Origin of the sequence: Streptomyces sp. AA4 (assembly GCF_000158875.1) — a bacterium.
In the GTDB taxonomy this organism is placed as follows: domain Bacteria; phylum Actinomycetota; class Actinomycetes; order Mycobacteriales; family Pseudonocardiaceae; genus Amycolatopsis.
In genome coordinates this window covers 6,976,652-6,998,532 of the sequence record NZ_GG657746.1, presented here as the reverse complement: position 1 = coordinate 6,998,532, position 21,881 = coordinate 6,976,652, and the positions used below count along the sequence as shown (strand labels likewise).

Annotated in this window: 19 protein-coding genes; 14 read left to right on the top strand and 5 right to left on the bottom strand. The window is 69.9% G+C overall.

Features of this window, described 5'->3' with window-relative positions:
* Positions 1-150: 150 nt before the first annotated feature.
* From SSMG_RS31835 to SSMG_RS31815, 5 genes are all read left to right on the top strand, one after another.
* Complete coding sequence (locus SSMG_RS31835) at positions 151-423, top strand: hypothetical protein (RefSeq protein ID WP_037715514.1); 273 nt, start codon at positions 151-153, stop codon at positions 421-423.
* A 215-nt stretch (positions 424-638) separates the two neighbouring features.
* On the top strand, positions 639-980 hold the full coding sequence (locus tag SSMG_RS31830; RefSeq protein ID WP_009082905.1) for a PadR family transcriptional regulator: 342 nt from the start codon (positions 639-641) through the stop codon (positions 978-980).
* On the top strand, positions 970-1,353 hold the full coding sequence (locus tag SSMG_RS31825; RefSeq protein ID WP_009082903.1) for a DUF1048 domain-containing protein: 384 nt from the start codon (positions 970-972) through the stop codon (positions 1,351-1,353). The genes SSMG_RS31830 and SSMG_RS31825 overlap by 11 nt, the downstream gene beginning before the upstream one ends.
* Positions 1,350-2,120 (top strand): ABC transporter ATP-binding protein, encoded by a 771-nt coding sequence (locus SSMG_RS31820; RefSeq protein ID WP_009082901.1) that lies wholly within the window; start codon positions 1,350-1,352, stop codon positions 2,118-2,120. Before SSMG_RS31825 ends, SSMG_RS31820 begins: the two co-directional genes overlap by 4 nt.
* Positions 2,117-2,878, top strand: a complete 762-nt coding sequence (locus SSMG_RS31815) for an ABC transporter permease (RefSeq protein WP_009082899.1) — start codon at positions 2,117-2,119, stop codon at positions 2,876-2,878. The genes SSMG_RS31820 and SSMG_RS31815 overlap by 4 nt, the downstream gene beginning before the upstream one ends.
* 237 nt (positions 2,879-3,115) lie before the next feature.
* Here SSMG_RS31815 and SSMG_RS31810 read toward each other — a convergent pair whose 3' ends face one another.
* Both SSMG_RS31810 and ald read right to left on the bottom strand, forming a co-directional pair.
* Positions 3,116-6,799 (bottom strand): ABC transporter ATP-binding protein, encoded by a 3,684-nt coding sequence (locus tag SSMG_RS31810; protein WP_286157084.1) that lies wholly within the window; start codon positions 6,797-6,799, stop codon positions 3,116-3,118.
* Positions 6,800-7,383: 584 nt separating this feature from the next.
* Positions 7,384-8,499 (bottom strand): alanine dehydrogenase, encoded by a 1,116-nt coding sequence (gene ald, locus SSMG_RS31805; RefSeq protein ID WP_009082895.1) that lies wholly within the window; start codon positions 8,497-8,499, stop codon positions 7,384-7,386.
* Between the two features lie 190 nt (positions 8,500-8,689).
* Here ald and SSMG_RS31800 point away from each other — a divergent pair, with 190 nt between their 5' ends.
* Complete coding sequence (locus SSMG_RS31800; RefSeq protein WP_037715509.1) at positions 8,690-9,631, top strand: zinc-binding dehydrogenase; 942 nt, start codon at positions 8,690-8,692, stop codon at positions 9,629-9,631.
* Positions 9,628-10,080 carry a pyridoxamine 5'-phosphate oxidase family protein gene (locus SSMG_RS31795; protein WP_009082891.1) on the top strand — a complete coding sequence of 151 codons (453 nt, stop codon included), beginning with the start codon at positions 9,628-9,630 and terminating at the stop codon, positions 10,078-10,080. The genes SSMG_RS31800 and SSMG_RS31795 overlap by 4 nt, the downstream gene beginning before the upstream one ends.
* On the opposite strand, the gene SSMG_RS31790 is transcribed toward SSMG_RS31795, so the two are convergent.
* Both SSMG_RS31790 and SSMG_RS31785 read right to left on the bottom strand, forming a co-directional pair.
* Positions 10,049-11,608: a CdaR family transcriptional regulator gene (locus SSMG_RS31790; RefSeq protein WP_009082889.1), complete on the bottom strand. Its 1,560-nt coding sequence runs from the start codon at positions 11,606-11,608 to the stop codon at positions 10,049-10,051. The genes SSMG_RS31795 and SSMG_RS31790 overlap by 32 nt on opposite strands.
* An 84-nt stretch (positions 11,609-11,692) precedes the next feature.
* Positions 11,693-12,178 carry a hypothetical protein gene (locus SSMG_RS31785; protein ID WP_009082888.1) on the bottom strand — a complete coding sequence of 162 codons (486 nt, stop codon included), beginning with the start codon at positions 12,176-12,178 and terminating at the stop codon, positions 11,693-11,695.
* Positions 12,179-12,349: 171 nt separating this feature from the next.
* On the opposite strand from SSMG_RS31785, the gene SSMG_RS31780 reads away from it, so the two are divergent.
* Positions 12,350-13,657 (top strand): bifunctional o-acetylhomoserine/o-acetylserine sulfhydrylase, encoded by a 1,308-nt coding sequence (locus SSMG_RS31780; RefSeq protein ID WP_009082886.1) that lies wholly within the window; start codon positions 12,350-12,352, stop codon positions 13,655-13,657.
* Positions 13,654-14,781, top strand: a complete 1,128-nt coding sequence (locus SSMG_RS31775) for a homoserine O-acetyltransferase (RefSeq protein WP_009082884.1) — start codon at positions 13,654-13,656, stop codon at positions 14,779-14,781. The genes SSMG_RS31780 and SSMG_RS31775 overlap by 4 nt, the downstream gene beginning before the upstream one ends.
* A 56-nt stretch (positions 14,782-14,837) precedes the next feature.
* Here SSMG_RS31775 and SSMG_RS31770 read toward each other — a convergent pair whose 3' ends face one another.
* Entirely contained in the window at positions 14,838-15,608 is a 771-nt protein-coding gene (locus SSMG_RS31770) for an SGNH/GDSL hydrolase family protein (protein ID WP_037715504.1), read from the bottom strand.
* 195 nt (positions 15,609-15,803) lie between these two features.
* Between SSMG_RS31770 and SSMG_RS31765 the strand changes: the two genes are divergently transcribed.
* The 5 genes from SSMG_RS31765 to SSMG_RS31745 all read left to right on the top strand — a co-directional run bounded on the left by SSMG_RS31765 (position 15,804) and on the right by SSMG_RS31745 (position 21,822).
* Positions 15,804-16,394, top strand: coding sequence for a TetR/AcrR family transcriptional regulator (locus SSMG_RS31765; protein WP_009082879.1), 591 nt, complete (start codon positions 15,804-15,806; stop codon positions 16,392-16,394).
* Between the two features lie 52 nt (positions 16,395-16,446).
* Positions 16,447-16,944 (top strand): hypothetical protein, encoded by a 498-nt coding sequence (locus tag SSMG_RS31760; protein WP_086024916.1) that lies wholly within the window; start codon positions 16,447-16,449, stop codon positions 16,942-16,944.
* A gap of 119 nt (positions 16,945-17,063) precedes the next feature.
* The gene (locus SSMG_RS31755) at positions 17,064-18,677 is read left to right on the top strand and encodes a carboxyl transferase domain-containing protein (RefSeq protein WP_009082875.1); all 1,614 of its coding nucleotides are present in this window, start codon (positions 17,064-17,066) and stop codon (positions 18,675-18,677) included.
* Positions 18,677-20,668 (top strand): acetyl-CoA carboxylase biotin carboxylase subunit, encoded by a 1,992-nt coding sequence (locus SSMG_RS31750; RefSeq protein ID WP_009082873.1) that lies wholly within the window; start codon positions 18,677-18,679, stop codon positions 20,666-20,668. Before SSMG_RS31755 ends, SSMG_RS31750 begins: the two co-directional genes overlap by 1 nt.
* Positions 20,668-21,822, top strand: coding sequence for an acyl-CoA dehydrogenase family protein (locus tag SSMG_RS31745; RefSeq protein ID WP_199786378.1), 1,155 nt, complete (start codon positions 20,668-20,670; stop codon positions 21,820-21,822). The genes SSMG_RS31750 and SSMG_RS31745 overlap by 1 nt, the downstream gene beginning before the upstream one ends.
* Positions 21,823-21,881 lie beyond the last annotated feature (59 nt).

Sequence of the window (21,881 nt, the reverse complement as noted above, 5' to 3'; positions counted from 1 at the left end):
AGGTGATGCGCTGCTCGGCCGTCCGCGCCTGTTCCGGCCGAGTTGGCGTCTGCGTAGCGGCTCGTTCACTGAGCGGTGTTGTGCTGTCGAAAGGCTGCGGCCTCGCTCGGGGCGCGGCGGTTTTCCGAGGCGCGAGGCGGTGGTGGCGCGATGTGGCTGGTCGAATGTCCGTCGTTCTGGGATCAGGGTTTGATTCGCCCGCTGGTCACCGAGCACGGCAAGGTCGTGCTGATGTGCGATTCCTGCACCGCGGTGTGGCGCACCCCGTCCGGCATCGACGAGTTCGACCACGTCGAGCCGGAGGCGCCCGAGTGGTCCATCGGCTCGGACACGCACGTCCGCCCCGGGACGACTCGCTGGGCCGAGCTGGCCGATGTCACCTCGGCGGGCTGGGGCGACCTCCGCTGGCGCGAACTTCCCTGATTCTCGGCTTCTCCTGAACCGCGCGGCCTTCCTTCGCGCGGCGCACCGCTGAATCACGCTGTCGATTCTGTTGCGGGCCAACGGCATCGCGACCTTTTCGCTGCCCGCTCTTCCTGTTCGGCTTCTCGAGCCTCGGCAAAGGCCCTCCCTGTCGCCGGTAGTCAGTGTTACTATCTAGTGGTACTCAGCAACACTGACTAGCTGGAAGGCGTTCGATGGGCAAGCAGGCGACGGAGATGCTCAAGGGGACCTTGGAGGGCATCGTCCTCGCGATTCTCGCCGGGCGGCCCGCGTACGGGTACGAGATCACCTCCTGGTTGCGCGAACGGGGGTTCACCGATCTCGCCGAGGGCACCGTCTACGCGTTGCTCGTGCGGATCGAGCAACGCGGGCTCGTCGACGTCGAAAAAGTGCCGTCCGAAAAAGGGCCGCCGCGGAAGGTCTACACGCTGAACGCCCTGGGGAGGGCGAATCTCGACGAGTTCTGGCGGAACTGGCGGTTTCTCTCGGACCGGCTCGAACAGCTGCGCAAGGAGGGAATCGAACATGGGGAATGAAGGCAAGAGCAGGTATCTGCATTATCTGGAAGTGGTCACCGGGCCGCTGGAGGACAAGAAGCGGTACCGGCGGTACAAGGCGCGCGTCGAGGAGCTGCCGCCGGACTACCGCGCGGCGATCAAGGCGCTGCACCGGTATCTGCAGTATTTCGGGCCGGGGACGGCGGAAAGCCATCTGCGGATGCTGGACGATCTCATCGACCTGTTCGAGCAGAGCGTGGCGAGCGGGACGACGGTCCGGGAGATCGTCGGCGACGAGCCGGTCGAGTTCGCGGAGGAGTTCCTCCGGAGTTATCCCGAGGGGAACTGGATTTCCCGGGAGCGGACGCGGCTGACCGAATCGATCGACCGCGCGGTCGGCGGTGCGGGATGACGGCGCCGGCGATCCGGGTCCGGGGGCTGCGGAAGTCCTACGGCAAGCTGGAAGTGTTGCGCGGCGTCGATTTCGAGGTGGCGCGCGGCAGTATTTTCGCGCTGCTCGGGTCGAACGGGGCGGGCAAGACGACGGTCGTGCGGATTCTCTCCACGCTGCTCAAGGCCGACGCGGGGGAAGCGGAGGTCAACGGGTTCGCGGTGGCGAGCCAGGGGGCGGACGTGCGCGAGTCGATCAGCCTCACCGGGCAGTTCGCGGCGGTCGACGAAATCCTTACCGGGCGCGAAAATCTCGTACTGGTCGCCAAACTGCGGCACCTCGACAACCCCGGCGAGATCGCGGACGGCCTGCTGCGGCGGTTCGCGCTGACCGAGGCCGGATCGCGCAAGGTGTCGACGTACTCGGGCGGCATGCGCCGTCGGCTCGACATCGCGATGAGCCTGATCGGAACCCCGCGGGTGATCTTTCTCGACGAGCCGACGACCGGGCTCGATCCGCAGGCACGCAACGATGTCTGGCGCGCGGTCGAAGAGCTGGCCGAGCAGGGCGCGACGGTGCTGCTCACCACGCAGTACCTGGACGAGGCGGAGCAGCTGGCCGACCGGATCGCGATCCTGCACGAGGGGCGGGTGCTCGTGAACGGGACGCTGGACGAGCTCAAGCGGCTTCTTCCGCCGGCCAAGGTCGAGTATGTCGAGAAGCAGCCGACGCTGGAAGACGTCTTCTTCTCCCTGGTCGGCACCGGAAACAAGGGGGACGGGCAATGAGCGGCCACTTCGTCGGCGACAGCACTGTCCTGTTAGGACGGTCACTGCGGCACATCACCCGCAGCCTGGACACCATCATCACCACGACGATCACGCCCATCGTGATGCTGCTGCTCTTCACCTACGTCTTCGGCGGCGCGATCAACACCGGTTCCGAGTCGTACGTGACGTACCTGCTGCCGGGCATTCTCTTGATCACCATCGCCTCCGGGATCGCCTACACCGCGTTCCGGCTCTTCCTGGATATGAAGGGCGGCATCTTCGAACGCTTCCAGTCCATGCCGATCGCACGGTCGGCGGTGCTGTGGGCGCACGTGCTGACCTCGGTGCTCGCGAACCTGATCTCGGTGGCGGTCGTGGTGCTGGTGGCGTTCGCGATGGGGTTCCGCACGAGCGCGGGCCCGCTGGCGTGGCTCGCGGTGCTCGGCATTCTCGTCCTGTTCACCCTGGCGCTGACCTGGATCGCGGTGATCCCCGGCCTGACCGCCAAATCCGCGGACGGCGCGAGCGCGTTCTCGTACCCGCTCATCTTCCTGCCGTTCGTCAGCTCGGCCTTCGTCCCGACCGCCACCATGCCCGGCCCGGTCCGCGCGTTCGCCGAACACCAGCCGGTGACGTCGATCGTCAACACGATCCGCGATCTGTTCGCCGAGCGCCCGGTGGGCACCGGGATCTGGACGGCGCTGGCCTGGTGCGTGGGGATTTTGGCGGTGGCGTATGTGTTCGCCAACGTGATTTACCGGCGCAAGATTTCTTGATCGCGCGGGCTGTCCAGGCCGGTTGAGTGTGGGTTGGCTGGGCGGGCATCGCGTGAGAGTTCGGTTGGTGACGGCGTGCTGTTTCGCCGATGTGCTGCAACGGTTTTGATCGGCGACGTGGGACAAGCCGGGCATCGCGCGAGCGTCCTGGAGACAGTGGCGCTCGCGCGATGCATCGGCATCCTCAGGGCGGCGTGGGCAATCCCCGGCGTCTCTAGCCCCGCAGCATCGTCTGGCTCATCCCAGTGCCCACAGCCGGGCGTAGTGGCCGTTCGCGGCGACCAGTTCCGCGTGGCTGCCTTGTTCGACGATGCGGCCGTGGTCCAGCACGACGATCCGGTCCGCTTTCGCGGCGGTGGCCAGGCGGTGGGCGACCACGAAGGTGGTGCGGCGGCGGGCCAGGTGTTCGGTGGCCCGGAGCACCGTGGCTTCGGTGGCCGGGTCCAGGGCGGCGGTGGCCTCGTCCAGCAGGAGGACGTCCGGGTCGACCAGTTCGGCTCGGGCGAGCGCGACCAGCTGCCGTTGCCCGGCGGAGAGGGAGCGGCCGCGTTCGCCTACTGGTTGGCGGAAACCGGCGGGCAGCGCGGCTACTCCGTCCAGGGCGCCGACCGCGCGTACGGCGGCCTCGACTTCCGCGTCGGTGGCTTCGGGGCGGCCGTACCGCACGTTGTCCGCGACGGTGCCGGAGAACAGGTGCGCTTCCTGCGGCACCACGCCCATCCGGGCGCGTAGCGCGGGCAGGTCGTACTCGCGGACGTCGACGCCGTCGATCAACACCGCGCCGCCGGTGGCGTCGTAGTAGCGGGCGACGAGCTTGACCGCGGTGGACTTCCCCGCGCCGGTCGCGCCTACCAGCGCGACGGTTTCGCCTGCCGCGACGTCGAGCGTCAGGTTCTCCAGCGCGGGCTTTTCCGCGCCGGTGTAGGAGAAATCGACGTCCTTGAACCGCACTTCGCCGGACAGGCGCGCGGGCAGTTCCACCGGGTGCTCGGCCGGGGGCACCGACGTCGGCGTGCGCAGCAGGTCGCCGATGCGGCTCAGGCCGACGCGGGCCTGCTGGTAGCCGTCGAACACCGACGACAGTTGCTGGATCGGCGAGAAGAATTGCTGCAGGTACAGCAAGAATCCGAGCAGCACGCCGGCTTCGAGCGTGCCGCCTGCGACGCGATGTGCGCCGACGACCAGGACGGTGGTGGTCGCCAGATCCGACAGCAGCGAGACGAGCGGGAAGTACGTCGCGATGTACCGCTGCGCGCGCAGCCGCGAGCGGCGGTAGTCGTCGCTGCGGGACGCGAACACCTCCGCCGAACGCTCTTCGCGCGTGTACGCCTGGGCGACGCGCAGACCGCTGACGTTCTCCTGCATGTCCGCGTTGACGACGCTCACCTTCTCGCGCGCCTCGCTGTACGCACGGGAAGCGACCCGCCGGAAGATCAGCGTGGCTACGAGCAGGATCGGCAGCATGGCCAGCGCGTACAAGGCCAGCGCGGCATCGGTGACCAGCAGCGCGACCGTGATGCCCACCAACGTGAGCGCGCTGACGACCGCGGTGGCCAGGCCGGTTTGCAGGAACGTGGACAACGCGTCGACGTCCGTGGTCATCCGGGTCATGATCTTCCCGGACAGCTCGCGCTCGTAGTAGTCCAGCCCGAGCCGTTGCAGGTGCGCGTAACTGCGCACGCGCAGCGAGTACAACACTGTCTCGCCGACGCGGGCGGTGAGCCGGGTTTGCCAGCGCACCACGAACCAGTCGGCCGCGACCACGAGCGCGCCGATCCCGGCCAGCAACCACACGACGCTCGCGACACCGGGCAGCACACCGTGGTCGACTCCGCGTTGGTACAGCGCGGGCAGCGCGAGCGAGGCCAGTGCGTCGGCCGCGACCAGGCCGATCACTCCGATCAGCGGCCACCGCACCGGACGCAGGATCCGAGACAGCCGGAAACCGGGGTCCGGGGCGGTAACGTCCACATCGGACAGTCGGGGCCGGTCGGTGGCCGGAGGCAGGCGGCGGACGCCTTCCAGCAGTTCCGGGGTCGGCGGCACGTCCGCGCCGCCGCTGCCCGCGAAGCCGCTTCCGCCGCCGGGCAGGCCGCCGCGGGACTGCGCGGCCTCGGCGAGCGCGTCGACCTCGTCGCGGTGGTCGTCCGGCCACAGCACCGCCGTGGTGCCGTCCGCGCCGGGCTCGAGGTTGTCGCAGCGGTGCGGTTTTTCGACGTCGTCGCCCGGACCGGCGACCAGTTCGCGGAACAGCGCGCACCGCGCCAGCAGTTCGTCTTCGGTGCCGACGTCGACGACTCGGCCCTGGTCCATCACCGCGATCCGGTCCGCCAGCTGCAGCGTCGACCGCCGGTGCGCGATGAGCAACGTGGTGCGTTCGGCGGTGACCGCGCGCAGCGTGTCGTGGATCGCGGCTTCGGTGACGGTGTCGATCGCGGACGTCGCGTCGTCCAGGATCAACACGCGCGGGTCGGTCAGCAGCGCACGGGCCAGCCCGAGCCGTTGCCGTTGCCCGCCGGACAGCGTGAGCCCGCGCTCGCCGACCTCGGTGGCGTATCCGTCCGGCAGCGCGCGGATGAACTCGTCCGCTTCTGCCGCGCGAGCGGCCGCGAAGACCTCCTCGTCGCTCGCGTCCGGGCGGCCGTACGCGATGTTGTCGCGCACCGACGTGGAGAACAGGAACGCCTCCTCGAAGACCACGCCGATCGCCTGGCGCAGGTCCTTCAACGGCACGTCGCGCACATCGAGCCCGCCGACCCGCACCGAACCCGAATGCACGTCGTAAAACCGGGGCAGCAGCATGGAAATCGTGGACTTGCCGGACCCCGCGGTGCCCACCAGCGCGAGTGTTTCGCCGGGCCGCGCTTCGAGCGTGAGCCCGTCGAGCACCGGGTCGCTGCGGGTGTAGCCGAACTTCACGTCGCGCAGTTCGACGCCCAGCGTGCCGGGCGGCAGCGGCCGCGCGTCGGGGCTGTCGGTGACCTCCGGCTGCGCGTCGATCAGCTCGTACACCCGCTCCGCGCCGGCACGCGTGAGCTGCGCCTGCACGACCAGGCCGGACAGGAACCGCGCCGGGCCGATCAACGCCGCGAGATAGGTGGCGAAGGCCAGGAACGTGCCCAGGCTGATCTGCCCGTTCAACGCCAGCATGCCGCCGATCGCCAGCACCGCGACCTGACCCGCGGCAGGCAGCGCCGACGTGGTCGCTGTCGGCAACGCGGACAGCCTCGCCGCGCGCAGCCGCTCCGCGAAAAGCTTCCGAGCCGTGCGCTCCAGCCGCGCGACCTCGCGCGCCTCCTGCCCGAAACCCTTCACCACGCGCACGCCGGTGACGGTTTCCTCGACGTGCTGCGCGACATCCGCTGCCCGCTGCTGCGCCGACCACGTCGCCGGGAACAACCGCCGCCTGCTCAACGCCACGACGATCCCGACCGCGGGCGCGACCACCAGCGCGATGAGCGTGAGCAGCGGCGACATCCACAACATCGCCCCGAGCGCGAGCACCGCGAAAATCACTGACCCCGCCGAGAGCGGAACCTGCATCAGCAACCCGGTGACCAGCTGCAAATCCGAGATCGCGCGCGACACCACCTGCCCGGTGCGCAACGCGTCCTGTTTCCCGCCGTCCAGCCGCGAGACCGCGCCGAACACCCGGTTCCGCAGATCGTGCTGCACGTCCAGCGCCAGCCGCCCGCCGACATACCGGCGCAGGAACGCCGAGCCGAACGCGACAACCTGCAACGCCACCAGCGCCACCGCGAGCCCGGCCAGCTGCGACGTATGCCCGGCCACCGCGTCGTCCACCGCCGACCGCACCAGCAACGGGCTCGCCGCCTGCACGCCGACGCTCAGGATCGCCGCCGTCATCGCGAGCACGACAACGCCGCGGTGCTCCCAGCAGGCAGCGGACAACCGGCGCACCCAGCCGACCGGTCGGGGCGCCGTCTCAGCAATCGGACGGTCTTGACGCGCAGGCGTCGCAGTGGTGGTCACATCACAAGGTTAGGGAGCGGCACCGACAATTTATTCCCCGGCGAGCCCGCGGCCCGGACCAAACGGGCACAACCGGCGCTCCCTCGGACGAGGTGACGAAGGGCACGCCAGCGGGTTCCGCAGGCTCCCGGAAGCGTCGTGGAGCAGGGAAACCCTGGTCCCGGCGGCACCGGCGAAAGGTTGAACGTTCACCTGGTCACCGGGAAGAACCCCGGGGAAATCCACCCCCGGGCGAGCGCATCCGCCCAATGTTCTTTAAGCTAGTACCCGGCGACCCGCTCCCAGTGACCCCCAGGCTGGTTGAGCGGGTCGCCCCTTCTGGCCCTTCCCTACTCGCGCCTGGCGGCGCTTCGTCGGGAAGGGGCGTCGTATTACCCGGGGGGCCGAGCCCCCCGGACCCCCACGGTGCCTTCGGCTGCGGTTGCGAGGGCGGTTGGGTTGGAACAAAAAGCTTGGGGCATAAGAGAAGCGGCGAGGACCGGTGGTCCTCGCCGCTTCTCGTTGGTGCGGGGTTATGCCAGTGCGGTTTCTACTGGGGTGTGGGGGAGGTTGTGGGCGGTGGCTACTGGGGCGTTCGTCAGGGCGCCTGCGTGGGTGTTCAGGCCCAGGGCGAGGGCGGGGTCTGCCGACAGGGCCTGCTTCCAGCCCTTGTCTGCCAGCTGCACTGCGTAGGGGAGGGTTACGTTGGTCAGGCCGTAGGTGCTCGTGCGCGGGACTGCGCCGGGCATGTTGGCCACGCAGTAGAAGACCGAGTTGTGGACCGTGTAGGTCGGGTCGTCGTGCGTGGTCGGGCGCGAGTCCGCGAAGCAGCCGCCCTGGTCGATCGCGATGTCCACCAGGACGCTGCCCGGCTTCATGCGGGAGACCAGGTCGTTGGAGACCAGCTTCGGGGCCTTCGCACCCGGGACCAGGACCGCGCCGATGACCATGTCCGCTTCCAGGACCGACTCTTCGACCGACAGGCGGTTGGAGGTGACGGTGCGGATGCGGCCGCCGAAGTCGTTGTCGATCTGGCGGAGGCGGTCGACGTTCGTGTCGAGGATTTCCACGTCCGAGCCGAGGCCGAGGGCGACGCGGGCGGCGTTGAGGCCCGCCACGCCGCCGCCGATGACGACCACGCGCGCCGGGTGCACGCCGGGGATGCCGCCGGGCAGCACGCCCCGGCCGCCGCTCGGCTTCATCAGCGCGTAAGCGCCGACCTGCGGGGCCAGCCGGCCGGCGACCTCGGACATCGGAGCCAGCAGCGGCAGCGCGCCGTTCGCCTTCTGTACCGTCTCGTAGGCGATCGCGGTGGTGCCGGCGGCCAGCAGCGCGTCGGTCAGCGGCCGGTCCGCGGCGATGTGCAGGTACGTGAACAGCACCAGGTCCTTGCGCAGACGCGGGTACTCCTCGGCGATCGGCTCCTTCACCTTCAGCACGAGCTCGCCCTCGGACCACGTTTCGTCCGCGGTGGCGAGCACCTTCGCGCCCGCGGCGACGTATTCCTCGTCCGTGATGGACGACCCGGTCCCGGCACCCGTCTCGACGAAGACGTCGTGCCCGCGACCGACCAGTTCGTGCACGCCTGCCGGGGTCAACGCGACCCGGTACTCGTGCTTCTTGATCTCACGGGGAACGGCGATGCGCACTGCTTGCCTCCTGGCGGCGGTTCTGTCGAAGGTGTTGCCACTCACGGTGATCTACCCGGACGGCGGTGTCATCATTCCGCCGCCACAGTCTTGCGCCCGGTCGGTAGTGCTCTCAGGACAACTCGCTTGACCTCGACCGCACTCGAGGTAGTTGGCTGGCACCCGGCGGAGACTTCGAGGAAGGGCTTACATGCGAGCGGTGTGGCTGCGGGAGTTCGGAGGGCCGGCGGTGCTGCAGGCGGGGGAGGCCCCCGACCCGGCCCCCGGACCGGGGCAGGTGCTGATCGAGGTGGCGTTCGCCAACGTCACGTTCGTGGAAACGCAGTTCCGGGCGACGGGGACGGGGCCGTTCGGCAGCACGCTTCCGATGGTGCCCGGCAACGGCGTCGGGGGCGTGATCAGCCGCGCCGGGGAGGGCGTGGACCCGGCGCTGGTCGGGAAACGCGTGGTGACGTCGACCGGCGGCAGCGGCGGTTACGCGCAGCGCGTGGTCGTGGACGCGGGGTTGGTGTTCCCGGTGCCGCACGCGCTGAGCCTCGACGCGGCAGTCGCGTTGCTGGCCGACGGGCGCACGGCGACCGGATTGGTGCACGCGACCGCGGTCGCGCCGGGGGAGCGGGTGCTGGTCGAGGCCGCCGCCGGAGGGGTCGGCGGCCTTTTGGTGCAGCTGGCGAAGGCGGCGGGCGCGGAGGTCGTGGCCGCCGCGGGTGGTGCGGAAAAGCTTGCCCACGCCCGGGAATTGGGTGCGGACCTCGCGGTCGACTACAACGATCCACAGTGGACCGAGAAGGCCGGGGAGGTGGACGTGGTGTTCGACGGCGTGGGAGGCGCGGTCGGCACCGCGGCGTTCAGCCTGGTGCGGCCCGGCGGACGGATGGCGATTTACGGCCTGGCAAGCGGTTCGTGGACGGAAGTGTCCGAAGAGGACGCTGCCGCGCGCGGGGTCAAGCTGGTCCGGTCGATCGGCGACGCGGCGGCGATGCGCGGCTACACCGAATCGGCGCTGCAGGCGGCTGCGGCTGGGCACCTCACGCCGGTGATCGGGCAGCGGTTCCCGCTGGAGCGGGCGGCTGACGCGCACGCGGCGATCGAGTCTCGGGGGACGATCGGGAAGACGTTGCTGGTCGCGTGACCGACTTCGACGTCGACAGTTTCCTCGCGCAGCCGCTGACCGCACGGGTCGCCACCGCGGGTCCGACTGTCCGGCCTGCCTGGTACCTCTGGGAGGACGGGGAGTTCTGGATTCTCAGCGGCCCGTGGTCGCGGCTGCCCGACCGGGTGCGCGCGGAGCCGCGGATCGCGGTCACGGTGGACGTCTGCGACCTCGCGACCGGCTTGGTGCGTCAGGTGATCGCGCGCGGGCAAGCCGGGATCGAGCCGTTCGACGTGCCCCGCGGACGCCGGAAACTGGTGCGGTATCTGGGTTCGGACGAATCCGCGTGGGATCCGCGATTCCGCGCGTACCTGCTCGACGATCCGGCCGAGCGCGGCACGGTGTGGGTCCGGATGAAGCCGGAATCGTTGCGTGCCAACGATCTCAGCTACGAGGTCAGCTCCACCGGAGTGCGATCAGCTGGGTGAGCAGGGCGAGCCGCACATCGGGGTCGTCGAGGTTCAGCGGGACCAGTTCCAGCAGCCGTTTCATGCGGTATCGCAACGTGTTCGGGTGGATCCGCAGGCGTTCCGCGGCGGAGCGGGGGTCGCCGGGGTGGCGGAGCCATTCGTAGAGAGTGTCGACGTACCCGGCGTTGCTCGCCTCGTCGTGCGCGCGCAGCACGCCGAGTGGGCCGAGTTCGGACACCTGCGCCGCCGCTGCTCCGGCGGCGGCGCGGTGCAAAACCAGCGCGGTCCAGGCTTCGTCGTAAGCCACGACGCGACCTTCGACCAGCCCGGCCCGCAGCAGTCCCAGCGCTTCGTCCGCCTGGGCGCGCGACGCGGCCAGCGCCGTCGGGTCGCCTGGCGCACCTGCGGCCGCGCGGGGGAGTCCGCCGCGGCGGGAAGCGGGTTGGGCGAGCAGTGCGTCCCGCAGTTCCGGCCAGCCGCCTTCGCCGGGGCGGTCCGGGACCACGACGTACAGCAACCCGCCCAGTTCCGCGGCTACCGGACGGCGTCCGAAACCCTGCGAAATCCGTTCCAGCAACGCCAGCAGCAAGCCCTCGGCATCTCGGCTGTCGCCCCCGCTGACGTCGACGACCACGACTCGGTGCGGTTCGTCGGACAGATCCAGTTCGGCGACCACCCGGCGTGGCGGGACCTGTCCTTCCAAAACCGCGCGCAGCAATTCGGCAGAGGCCCGGCGTTGCGCGTCCGTGTGCGCGCGCCGCCGCAGCAAGTGCAGTGCGACGACCGGAGCCGCGTCTGCGAAAGCCGCTGCGCGTTCCTCCGAAACCGGGCCGGGGACGACGGCCCACATCGACCCCAGCAGTTCGCCGCCCATCCGGATCGGCACGATCAGCCGCGGCAGGGTGCCGTCGCGCTGGGCGGGGACGAAGATCGTCTGCCGGCCGCGGGAAAGTTCGCGGAACACGCCGCGCGAGCGGAACCGGGCCAGCACGTCGTCCGGGATGCGGCGGCCCATGATCGTCGCCACGCGGGCGGGGTCGGTGAGGTCCTGGCGCGCGGAGTAGGCGAGGACGCGCGAGTTGGTGTCCTCGATCGTCACCGACGCGTCGACCACCGCGGCCACGGCGTCGGCGAGCCGGAAGAGGTCTCCGGAACCCGGGTCGCCGCCCTCTTCGAGCGCTTCGGATTCGTCGGCGAGCGCGTCCAGAACAGTGCGCAGCAGCCAGACCAACTGAGCCCAGGACGTCGCCGCGTGCACCTGGATCAACGCGATCCCCGCCGACTTCGCCGCCCGCCGCACCGGCTGTTTCGCGGCCAGCGGCGGTTTCAACAGCACCGCCGCCGCACCCCGCCCGGCGCTCACCCGGACGAGTTCCGCGGCATCCGCCGGTTCGATCGTCGCGACCCCGAGCACCAGGTCGCCGGCCGCGATGGCGGACTCCGCGCCCGGCTCGGCGATCACGACGTCGCCGACCGCCGGACAGCCCTCCGGCACGAAAAGCGCGTGGAGCAGCGTGGGACCGACCCGGTCCACGACGCTGCGCACCGAGACCACAGCTACCTCCAGCGCTACTGACGTTCTTGCTGGAACGGTAGAAGACTGCCCCGGTTTCGCCACCCGCGGCACTGGTTAGCGCGAAAAGACCTTGGGCCACGGCTTGAAGTACGACACCAGGGTCGCGGCCAACAGCAACGTCAGACCCACGCTCATCGCCCCGGTTCCCGACACCGCGCCGGCCCCCACGACCTCGCCGCGAGCCGCCTGTTCGCCGTGCGCGACGAACGACGGGACCACCAGCAGGTTCCCGCCGCCGAACAGGGCGAGCGTCGCCACCAGCTTCCACAGCACCCAGTGGTAGCGCACCAGTTTCCACTTCGTGCCGAGGCCGAGCACGACCCCGGTCGCCAGCGCGAGCAGGCTGGCCGGGAAATAGAGCGTCCCGGCGAGCACCCCGGCGATGACGTTCGCGCTGCGCGTGGTCACTGGATCGAGATCGGCGATCGCGAGAACGCCGCAGATCAGCACCGCGAGTTCGGCTCCGATCCAGCCGACCGACGTGACGACGTGGCCGAACAGGAACCACTTCCGGGTCGCCGGCCGCATTCTCCAGTCCATGCGCCCGAGCGTGCGCTTTACCGGACCGTCGCGTCGTCCGTCAGCGCGCGGCAGTCATTCATACGTCCGGGTGCGTAGGACTCTCATCCCGTGAGAGCAGTTGGGCGTTTCGTCCGGCCTGGTTAGCGTCGGCGCCCAGCCGACCCGATCCCGACCGCTAGGAGCGAGCACATGCCGGAAGACACCACGAGCTGGTCCTTCGAGACCAAGCAGATCCACGCGGGGGCGGCGCCCGACCCGGCCACCGGTGCCCGCGCGACGCCGATCTACCAGACCACGTCGTACGTCTTCCGCGACACGCAGCACGGGGCGGACCTGTTCAGCCTCGCCGAGCCGGGCCACATCTACACGCGCATCAACAACCCGACCCAGGACGTGCTGGAGCAGCGCGTCGCCACCCTCGAAGGCGGCGTCGCCGGTCTCGCCTTCGCTTCCGGTTCGGCGGCGGTCACCGCGGCGATCCTGACCCTGGCCAACTCGGGCGACCACTTCGTCACCAGCCCGTCGCTCTACGGCGGCACCTACAACCTCTTCCACTACACGCTGCCGAAGCTCGGCATCGAGGTCACCTTCATCGACGACCAGGACGACGCGGAGCAGTGGCGGGCCGCGGTCCGGCCGAACACCAAGCTGTTCTTCGCCGAGACGCTGGCCAACCCGAGCAGCGCCGTCCTCGACATCCGCAAGGTCGCCGACGTCGCCCACGAAGCCGGGGTCCCGCTGGTCGTGGACAACACCGTGCCGACGCCCTACCTGGTCCGCCCGATCGAGCACGGCGCCGACATCGTCGTGCACTCGGCGACGAAGTACCTCGGCGGCCACGGCACGACGGTCGCCGGCGTGCTGGTCGACGGCGGCACGTTCGACTTCGGCAAGGACCCGGGCCGGTTCCCGGGCTTCAACGAGCCCGACCCGAGCTACCACGGTCTCAAGTACTGGGAGGCGCTCGGCCCGGGCGCGTTCGCGGCCAAGGCGCGCGTGCAGATCCTGCGCGACACCGGCGCGGCGATCGCCCCGCTGAACAGCTTCCTCATCCTGCAGGGCATCGAAACGCTGTCGCTGCGCGTGGACCGGCACTCCTCGAACGCGCAGGCGCTCGCGGAATGGCTGGAGGAGCGCGACGAGGTCGAGAAGGTCTACTACGCGGGTCTGCCGTCGAGCCCGTACCACGCGGCGGCGCAGAAGTACCTGCCGCGCGGCGTCGGCGCGGTGCTGTCGTTCGAGCTGCGCGGCGGCGTCGAGGCGGGCCGGAAGTTCGTCGACGGCACCGAACTGCACAGCCAGCTGGTGAACCTCGGCGACGTGCGCAGCCTGATCGTGCACCCGGCGTCCACCACGCACAGCCAGCTCGGCCCCGAGGAGCAGGTCGCCGCGGGCGTCACGCCGGGTCTCGTGCGGCTCGCCGTCGGGCTGGAGGGCATCGAGGACCTGAAGGCCGACCTCGAGGCGGGCTTCCGGGCCGCCAAGGCGGCGCTGTGACGGATCCCGGCGCGAGTCCTCCGCCCGTCACCGGCGCGTGGCGGGCGGGGGACCCACCCGGCAGGCGGCAGTGGTTCACCGGCCCCGGCGCACTCGCGCTGGAGGCCGGTACGACCCTGCCCGGCTACACCCTCGCGTACGAAACGTGGGGAACGCTCAACTCCGACGGGTCCAACGCCGTCCTCGTCGAGCACGCCCTCACCGGCGACAGCCATGCCGCCGGTCCCGCCGAACCCGGGCATCCGAGTTCCGGATGGTGGGACGGGCTGATCGGCCCCGGAAAGGCTTTCGACACCGACGAGCTGTTCGTCGTCGCCCCTAACGTGCTCGGCGGCTGTCAGGGGTCGACGGGCCCGTCCTCGCCCGCCCCGGACGGCGAGGCGTGGGGCAGCCGGTTCCCGGCGCTGACCGTCCGAGACCAGGTCAACGCCGAAGCCGCACTCGCGGACGCGCTCGGCATCGAACGCTGGGCCGCCGTCGCGGGCGGTTCGATGGGCGGGATGCGGGCTCTCGAATGGGCGGCAAGTCAACCCGATCGGGTCGCCTCCGCGCTCGTGCTTGCCTCGACCGCGCGCGCGTCCGCCGATCAGATCGCTTGGGCGGCGCCGCAACTGCACGCGATCCGAGCCGATCCGGCCTGGCACGGCGGCGACTACTACACCGCGACGGAAGGCCCGCATCGCGGACTGGGCGTGGCCAGGAGGATCGCGCACGTCACCTATCGCTGCGAACCCGAACTGGAGACGCGGTTCGGAAACCGGCCGCAGCGGGACGAGGATCCGCTGGCGGGCGGCCGGTTCGCGGTCGAGTCCTATCTGGACCATCACGCGGACAAGCTCGTCCGCCGCTTCGACGCGGGTTCCTACGTGGTGCTCACCGAATCCATGAACACCCACGACGTCGGCCGGGGCCGCGGCGGGGTCGCCGCCGCGCTGGGCCGGGTCACCGCGCGCACCGTGGTCGCCGCGGTGGACAGCGACCGGCTCTATCCGCCGTACCAGTCGCACGAGATCGCGGCGGCGGTCGGCGGCGAGGCCGCGGTGCTGACGTCGCCGTACGGCCACGACTCTTTCCTCATCGAAACCGAGCAGATCGCCGCGCTGGTCAAGACATTGCTGGGGTGAGACGCGGTGAGGGCCGCCTCGCAAGCAAGGCGGCCCTCACGCGTCTTCGCGAACTGTCAGCCGATCGCCGAGGTCAGCGGCGAGTAGTAGCCGCCCCGCTGCCCGGCGGCGGTCGGGTGGTACGACTCGTCCACCGGCCAGGTCAGGCTGTGCAGGTAGTCGCTGGCCGCCGAGCAGATGTTGTGCCCGACGAACGCCGGCCGGACGTCGACGAACTTCCCGCCCGCGGCGGAAACCCGGGACGAGATCACCGAAGCCAGCGTGTCCGCCCCGGAGTTGATCGCCGACCGCTTCGTGTCGCTCAGCCCGACGCTGCACGAACCCGGCACGGTGTAGAAGCGCGGGTAGGACAAAACGACCAGCGAAGCCCCGGGGGCCTTGCTCTTGGCCGCCGAGTACACCTTGTCCAGCAGCCCGGGAAGGGTGTTCTGGACGTAGGTCTTGGCAGTGTTGACCCGGTCCACGCAGGTCTGGTCGCTGCCCAGCGTGCAGGTCTTGATCACGTCGGTGAACCCGGCGTCGTTGCCGCCCACGGTGAGCGTGATCAAGGTGGCGTTGGACGGCATCGAGCTGATCTGGTTCAGCACGTCGCCGGTCTTCGCGCCCGAGCAGGCGAGGAAGGTGAAATTGGTGCCGGAGTGGGCGTTGGCCCACAGCTGGCCGTACGCGTTGGCACTGCGTTTGCAGCTGCCGGAATCGCCGTAGCTCCCGGCGCCCACTCCGGAAGAGTAGGAGTCGCCGAGCGCGACGTAGTTTTGCGACGCGGCACTCGCACCGGTGGCGAAGCCGAGCGAGGCAGCGAGAGCGACCCCCAGGGCCGCGCACATCCGAAGGACGCGTCGTGATGGTTGACGGGTGTTTGCAGCCATAGGTCACTCCTGTCGTGACAGCTTGACGCGGTAAAGCATTACCAGGTGCAATCCCCACGAGACACCCCTGAAATCCCGGTGCCTCCACTTGGCTCAAGCAGGAAGTAGGACGGGAAGTTAGCGCCCGCTAACCGCGGGACCTACTATGTGCGGATGTCGGCGAATTCCCTCCCGCTGGTGAACGGCGCGAAGCCGAACAGACGGGAACAGATCCTCTCCGCCGCCGCCGAGCTGTTCGCCCACCACGGTTTCCACGGCGTCGGCATCGACGACATCGGCGCGGCAGTCGGCATCTCCGGTCCCGCGCTGTACCGGCATTTCCGCAGCAAGGACGCGATTCTCGGGGAAATGCTGAACTCGATCAGCCACTACCTGCTCGAAGGCGGCACCGCGCGCGCCGAGGCGGGCGGCACGCCGGACGAGCTGCTGGCCGCGCTCGTGCGGTTCCACGTCGACTTCGCGCTCGACCATCCGGCGCTCATCACCGTGCAGGAGCGCAATCTCGCGAACCTCACCGACAGTGATCGCAAGCAGGTGCGCGCGCTCCAGCGGCAGTACGTCGAGGTGTGGGTGCGGGCGATTCGCGAAGCTGTGCCCGGCCTCGGCGAACGCCAGGCGCGGTCGGCGGCACACGCCGTGTTCGGCTTGATCAACTCGACGCCCTACAACCGCCATCTCGGTGACGGCGCGCTCGCCGATCTGCTGTGCCGGCTCGCGCTGGGCGCCCTTTCCGCGGCGGGCTGAGGCCGCGATCCGGGGTATCCCGCCGGCCGCCGGTCTGGTGTTTGATAGGCACGTGACCGCGGACCGGAGCGAAGGCGAGCAGCGGCTCGTCGAGAAGGCGCAGCGCGCGCTCGTCGCCATCAGCCTTGGCGAGGACACGGAGGCGCTGGAAGAGGTCACGCCCTCGTCGCAGGAGCCGGGCGAACGCGACGAGGAAACCAAAGAGCTGATGCTGCTGCTGTTCGGCGAGTGCAGCGCGATGGTGTCCACCCTCGGCGACGGCGGCACCGCGCCGGTCAAGGTGCAGGTGTTCGACGAGGCGGGCGAAGAGGTTTCGATCGACCAGGCCGACCCGCCGGTCCGCACCGCCGTCCGCACGCTGCTGGCCGAGGTGCACGGCAATACCGCCGCCGCTCGCGAACAGGTCGAAATCGCGTTGGCGAGCGCCGCGCCGAACGAGGTGGACAGCCTCCTGCTGCAGGCGCTGCGCTGGACGATCCGGCTGTCGGTCGAATGCCTCGAACGGGATCTGCCGGTGGCCGGCTGGATCTCCGACGCCGTCGCGGGCTGAGTGTTCCCTATTTCACCCGGTCGCGGGGCCGGGTGCTTCGTGCTGGGCTGGACACGACGGTTAACGAGCACTAACATCTCCGGCGGAGTTAACGACCGCTAACGTCTCGACGGAGAGCCATGGACACGCCGGTACTGCGCAGTTCCGCGGATCCCAGCAGCGACACCTTCGCCCGCAGCGTCACCTCGCACGGAGAATTGGTCGAGGATCTGCACAAGCGGCTCGCCGCCGCCCGGCTGGGCGGGCCGGAGAAGTCGCGCGCCCGTCATGTGGAACGCGGCAAACTGCTGCCCCGCGACCGGGTGGACGCGCTGCTGGACCCGGGATCCCCGTTCCTCGAGCTTTCCCCGCTCGCGGCGACCGGGCTGTACGACGACGAGGCCCCGTCCGCGGGCATCATCACCGGGATCGGGCGCGTGTCCGGCCGCGAATGCGTGATCGTGGCCAACGACGCCACGGTCAAGGGCGGCACGTACTACCCGATGACGGTGAAGAAGCACCTGCGGGCGCAGGAAGTCGCGCTGCACAACAACCTTCCGTGCATTTACCTGGTCGACTCGGGCGGCGCGTTCCTTCCGCGTCAGGACGAGGTCTTCCCGGACCGCGAGCACTTCGGCCGGATCTTCTACAACCAGGCCACCATGTCCGCGCGCGGGATCCCGCAGATCGCCGCCGTGCTCGGCTCGTGCACCGCGGGCGGCGCGTACGTCCCGGCGATGAGCGACGAAGCGGTCATCGTGCGCAATCAGGGCACCATTTTCCTCGGCGGCCCGCCGCTGGTGAAGGCCGCGACCGGCGAGGTCGTCACGGCCGAGGAACTGGGCGGCGGCGACGTGCACGCGCGCCAGTCCGGCGTCACCGACCACCTCGCGGACGACGACGCGCACGCGTTGCGCATCGTCCGCGACATCGTGTCCACCCTCGGCCCGCGCACGCCGCGGCCGTGGGACGTCAAGGCGATCGAGCCGCCCGCCGTGGACGAACGCGAGCTGTACGGCGTGGTGCCGACGGATTCGCGCACCCCGTACGACGTGCGCGAGGTCATCGCCCGCATCGTCGACGGCAGCCGGTTCGCGGAGTTCAAGAAGGAATACGGCTCGACGCTCGTCACCGGCTTCGCGCACATCCACGGCCACCCGGTCGGCATCATCGCGAACAACGGCGTGCTGTTCGCCGAGTCCGCGATGAAGGGCGCGCACTTCATCGAACTGTGCGACCGGCGCTCGATTCCGTTGGTATTCCTGCAGAACATCACCGGCTTCATGGTCGGCCGCGCGTACGAGGCGGGCGGCATCGCCAAGCACGGCGCGAAAATGGTCACTGCGGTGGCTTGTGCGCGGGTGCCGAAGTTCACCGTGATCATCGGCGGCTCCTTCGGCGCGGGCAACTACTCCATGTGCGGCCGGGCGTATTCGCCGCGGTTCCTGTGGATGTGGCCGAACGCGCGGATTTCCGTGATGGGCGGCGAGCAGGCGGCGTCGGTGCTGTCGACGGTGCGCCGCGACGCGATCGAGGGCCGCGGCGGCGAATGGTCCACTGAGGACGAAGAAGCCTTCAAGGATCCGATCCGCGAGCAGTACGAGGAACAGGGCAGCCCGTACTACTCCACTGCGCGGCTGTGGGACGACGGCGTGATCGACCCGGCGGACACCCGCACGGTGCTCGGTCTCGCGCTGTCGGCGGCGGCCAACGCACCCTTGCCCGAGGTCAACTACGGCGTCTTCCGGATGTGATGAGCGTGTTCGAGACTGTTCTGGTCGCCAACCGCGGCGAGATCGCGGTTCGCGTAATCCGGTCGCTGCGTGCGCTCGGTATTCGTTCGGTCGCGGTGTACAGCGACGCGGACGCCGACGCCCGGCACGTCCGCGAGGCCGACACCGCGGTACGCCTCGGCCCGGCCGAAGCGGCGAAGAGCTACCTGTCGATCCCCGCGATTGTCGCCGCGGCAAAGGAAACCGGTGCGCAGGCGGTGCATCCGGGGTATGGCTTCCTCGCCGAGAACACCGCGTTCGCGCGGGCGTGCGCGGAGGCCGGGCTGGTGTTCATCGGCCCGCCGCCGGAAGCGATCGACAAGATGGGCGACAAGATCCGGGCGAAGGCCACGGTGTCCGCGGCCGGGGTTCCGGTGGTGCCTGGTGCGTCCGATGTGGACATTCCGGAGGGCGGCTTCGCCGAGGCCGCGGCGAAGGTCGGTTACCCGCTGCTGCTGAAGCCGTCCGCCGGCGGTGGCGGCAAGGGCATGCGCCTGGTGCACGAAGAGTCCGAATTGGACGCTGCGATCGAGTCCGCGCGCCGGGAAGCGAAGAGTTCGTTCGGCGACGACACGCTGCTGATGGAGCGGTTCGTCACCACGCCGCGGCACATCGAGATCCAGGTGCTGGCGGACGCGCACGGCACCGTGCTGCATCTCGGCGAGCGCGAGTGCAGCCTGCAGCGGCGGCACCAGAAGATCATCGAGGAAGCGCCGTCGGTGCTGCTCGACGAGGCCACCCGGGCGAAAATGGGCGCGGCGGCCGCGGAAGCCGCGCGGTCGGTCGGGTACGTCGGCGCGGGCACGGTCGAGTTCATCATGTCCGCGCACAACCCGGACGAGTTCTTCTTCATGGAGATGAACACCCGGCTGCAGGTCGAGCACCCGGTCACGGAAATGGTGACCGGCCTCGACCTGGTGTCCTGGCAGGTACGGGTGGCGGCAGGGGAGCCGCTCGGCCTGACGCAGGACGACGTGCGCCTCGACGGGCACGCGGTCGAAGCCCGGGTCTACGCCGAGGATCCGGCGCGCGGCTTCATCCCGACCGGCGGCACGGTGCTGGCCGTGCACGAGCCCTCCGGCGACGGCGTGCGGGTCGACTCGTGGATGTCGGTCGGCGCGGTGGTCGGGTCGAACTACGACCCGATGCTGGCGAAGATCATCGCGCACGGCCCGGACCGCGCGTCGGCGCTGCAGAAACTGGACCGCGCGCTGGCCGACACCGCCTTGCTCGGCCTCGGCACGAACATCGCGTTCCTGCGCGGCCTGCTCGCCGACGAGGACGTCCGCGCCGGACGGCTGGACACCGAACTGGTGGACCGGCGACTGTCCGAATTGGTCTCCTCGGAAGTCCCGGCCGGGTTTTTCGTCGCCGCGGCCATGGATCGGCTGATCTCGCTGCAGCCGACCGGCGCGGTCGTGGACCCGTGGGACATCCCGAGCGGATGGCGGCTCAGCGGCCCCGGCGGGGTCACTTTCCGCTTGCGGACCGGGGAAAACCAGGCCGTGGTGCGGGTCGAGGGCACCCCGTCGGACGCCTCGGTGCGGGTGGACGACGCCGAGCCGGTGCGCGTTTCCGCCCGCCGCGAAGGCGATCTGCTCGAGGTGCGCCGGGCGAACGGCGTGGAGCGGTACCGCTGCGCCGACGGTCCGCAACGGACAGTGTGGCTGGCCCGCGAAGGCCGGTCGTTCGCGTTCGCCGACCAGGAAGTGACGCTGTCCTCGCGCGGCGAGGCGGCGGGCGCCGGTCCGGTGAAGAGCCCGATGCCGGGAACGGTGCTGGTGGTCAAGGCCGCCGAAGGCGACGTGGTGAGCGCGGGAACGCCGCTGCTGGTCGTCGAGGCGATGAAGATGGAGCACACCGTGACCGCGCCGATCGACGGCGTGGTGACCGAGCTTTCGGTGCGGGCCGGCCAGCAGGTCGCGCTCGACGAGACGCTGGCCGTGGTGAGCGCAGCAGAGGAGAAGCAGTGATCGACTTCCGGCTGGACGACGAGTACGAGGCGCTTCGCAAGACGGTCGAGGACTTCGCGCAGGCGGAGGTCGCGCCGGTGATCGGACCGCTGTACGAGAAGGAAGAATTTCCGTACGAGCTGGTCGCCAAGATGGGCGAGATGGGCCTGTTCGGCCTGCCGTTCCCGGAGGAATTCGGCGGCATGGGCGGGGATTACTTCGCGCTGTGCCTCGCGCTGGAGGAGCTGGCGCGGGTCGACTCCTCGGTCGCGATCACGCTGGAGGCGGGCGTTTCGCTCGGCGCGATGCCGATCTACCGCTTCGGCACCCAGGAGCAGAAGGAAACCTGGCTGCCCATGCTGACCACGGCGGAGGCGCTCGGCGGGTTCGGCCTCACCGAACCCGGCGGCGGCTCGGACGCCGGGGCCACCCGCACGCGCGCCCGGCTCGACGGCGACGAGTGGGTCATCAACGGCAGCAAGGCGTTCATCACCAACTCCGGCACCGACATCACGAAACTGGTCACCGTCACCGCGGTCACCGACGTGATGGAGAACGGCCGCAAGGAGATCTCGGCGATCATCGTCCCGTCCGGCACGCCGGGCTTCACGGTGGCCCCGAAGTACTCGAAGGTCGGCTGGAACTGCTCGGACACCCACGAACTGTCCTTTTCGGACGTCCGGGTGCCCGCGGAGAACCTGGTCGGCAAGCGGGGCCGCGGCTACGCGCAGTTCCTGTCCATTTTGGACGAGGGCCGCGTCGCGATCGCCGCGCTGAGCGTCGGTCTCGCGCAGGGCTGCGTGGACGAATGCCTGAAGTACGCGAAGGACCGCGTCGCGTTCGGCCACCGGATCGGCGAGTACCAGGCGATCCAGTTCAAGATCGCCGACATGGAGGTCCGCGCGCACACTGCCCGGCTGGCGTATTACCAGGCGGCGTCGAAGATGCTGCGCGGCGAACCGTTCAAGAAGGAAGCGTCGATCGCGAAACTGGTGGCGTCGAACGCGGCGATGGACAACGCCCGGGACGCCACGCAGATCTTCGGCGGATACGGCTTCATGAACGAATTCCCGGTCAGCCGCTTCTACCGCGACGCGAAGATCCTGGAAATCGGCGAGGGCACCAGCGAGGTCCAGAAGATGCTGATCGCGCGCCACCTCGGAGTGGGGGCCTGAGACCCAGCGCCGCCGGGGCGTCCGGGCGGAGTCCCGGCGGCGCTGCTTCACCTGTCCCT

What these genes read in the sequence shown, in the direction of transcription:
- SSMG_RS31835 (WP_037715514.1), top strand. Translation starts at nt 151, where the DNA reads ATGTGGCTGGTCGAATGTCCGTCGTTCTGGGATCAGGGTTTGATTCGC.
- SSMG_RS31830 (WP_009082905.1), top strand. Translation starts at nt 639, where the DNA reads ATGGGCAAGCAGGCGACGGAGATGCTCAAGGGGACCTTGGAGGGCATC.
- SSMG_RS31825 (WP_009082903.1), top strand. Translation starts at nt 970, where the DNA reads ATGGGGAATGAAGGCAAGAGCAGGTATCTGCATTATCTGGAAGTGGTC.
- SSMG_RS31820 (WP_009082901.1), top strand. Translation starts at nt 1,350, where the DNA reads ATGACGGCGCCGGCGATCCGGGTCCGGGGGCTGCGGAAGTCCTACGGC.
- SSMG_RS31815 (WP_009082899.1), top strand. Translation starts at nt 2,117, where the DNA reads ATGAGCGGCCACTTCGTCGGCGACAGCACTGTCCTGTTAGGACGGTCA.
- SSMG_RS31800 (WP_037715509.1), top strand. Translation starts at nt 8,690, where the DNA reads ATGCGAGCGGTGTGGCTGCGGGAGTTCGGAGGGCCGGCGGTGCTGCAG.
- SSMG_RS31785 (WP_009082888.1), bottom strand. Translation starts at nt 12,178, where the DNA reads ATGGACTGGAGAATGCGGCCGGCGACCCGGAAGTGGTTCCTGTTCGGC.
- SSMG_RS31780 (WP_009082886.1), top strand. Translation starts at nt 12,350, where the DNA reads ATGCCGGAAGACACCACGAGCTGGTCCTTCGAGACCAAGCAGATCCAC.
- SSMG_RS31770 (WP_037715504.1), bottom strand. Translation starts at nt 15,608, where the DNA reads ATGTGCGCGGCCCTGGGGGTCGCTCTCGCTGCCTCGCTCGGCTTCGCC.
- SSMG_RS31765 (WP_009082879.1), top strand. Translation starts at nt 15,804, where the DNA reads ATGTCGGCGAATTCCCTCCCGCTGGTGAACGGCGCGAAGCCGAACAGA.
- SSMG_RS31755 (WP_009082875.1), top strand. Translation starts at nt 17,064, where the DNA reads ATGGACACGCCGGTACTGCGCAGTTCCGCGGATCCCAGCAGCGACACC.
- SSMG_RS31750 (WP_009082873.1), top strand. Translation starts at nt 18,677, where the DNA reads ATGAGCGTGTTCGAGACTGTTCTGGTCGCCAACCGCGGCGAGATCGCG.